The organism is Salinicola peritrichatus (assembly GCF_003206715.1).
In the GTDB taxonomy this organism is placed as follows: Bacteria; Pseudomonadota; Gammaproteobacteria; order Pseudomonadales; family Halomonadaceae; genus Salinicola; species Salinicola peritrichatus.
In genome coordinates, this window is the sequence record NZ_PZJU01000094.1 from 1 (window position 1) to 1,098 (window position 1,098).

Annotated in this window: 1 protein-coding gene; it reads left to right on the plus strand. The window is 66.1% G+C overall.

Going from position 1 to position 1,098, the window contains the following annotated elements; all coding sequences use genetic code 11:
* A partial coding sequence (locus tag DOM57_RS21435) for an IS1380 family transposase (RefSeq protein WP_110651754.1) occupies positions 1-1,098 on the plus strand: 1,098 nt, incomplete at both ends.

Sequence of the window (1,098 nt, forward strand, 5' to 3'; positions counted from 1 at the left end):
ACCCGCTTTGGCACCTGGTGTGCAGCGATGCACGCGGCCTGACGCCGCTGGACGAGGCGCGTCCGTCCCAGGCGACGCTGTCGCGATTGCTCAACTGCCTGGGCACGGATGCCAACATCGATACCGTCCACGAAGGCCTGCTGCGCCTGGCCATCTGGCGATGGCGCTCGCTGCCGTGGATCCAGCGGCCCCGTCATGTGACCCTGGACATCGATGGGCTGCCGATTGAGGTGTTCGGCCATCAGAGCGGCTCGGCCTACCACGGCCATGTGGGCAGCCGGATCTACTCGCCGCTGATCGCCTCCCTCGCCGAGACCGGCGACCTGGTGGGTGGCCTGCTGCGCGAGGGCAATGCCGGCCCGGCCGAGGAGGCCGATACCTGGATCCCCCACCTGGTTCAGCGCCTGGCGGAAGGTCTGAACCTGGCGATTGACCAGGTCCTTGTCCGCCTGGATGCCGGCTTCACCGACAACGCGACACTGGAGGCCATGGACGCGCGGGAGATCGATTATCTGGGCCGTTTGAAAAGCAACTCGGTACTGCAGACGCAGGCCGAGCCTTATCTCAAGCGGCCTCGCGGTCGGCGGCCTGAGACGTCTCGCGAGTGGTGCCATGATCTCGACTACCAGGCCGGCTCCTGGACGTCACCACGGCGCGTCGTGCTGGTGGTGCAGGAGAACCCCGACGACCTGCTGCTGCACAGCTTTTTCCTGGTGACCAACCTCAGCAAGCTCGATTATCCAGCGGAGAAAGTGCTGGCCCTGTACCGCAAACGTGGCAAGGCCGAGGCCCACATGGGCGAGCTGAAATCGGCGCTCAATGTCCACTTGTCCTCGACGGATCGCGGCGCCTCCACGGTGCAGCAGGTGATGGCCCGAAATCAGGTCAGCCTGCTGCTGAGCCTGTATGCCTACGAGCTGCTGCATGGCCTGCGTTGTCTGCTGGAGCGGCAAACCCGCCAGGGCTGGAGCCTGATGCGGGTGCGCGAACAGGTGCTCAAGGTCGCGGCCACGCTCACCGTCCATGCACGGCGGGTGACGGTGCACCTCGGCGCCGCGGCCGACAAATGGTGGCCGACGCTATTGCGCGGTCTTCCCC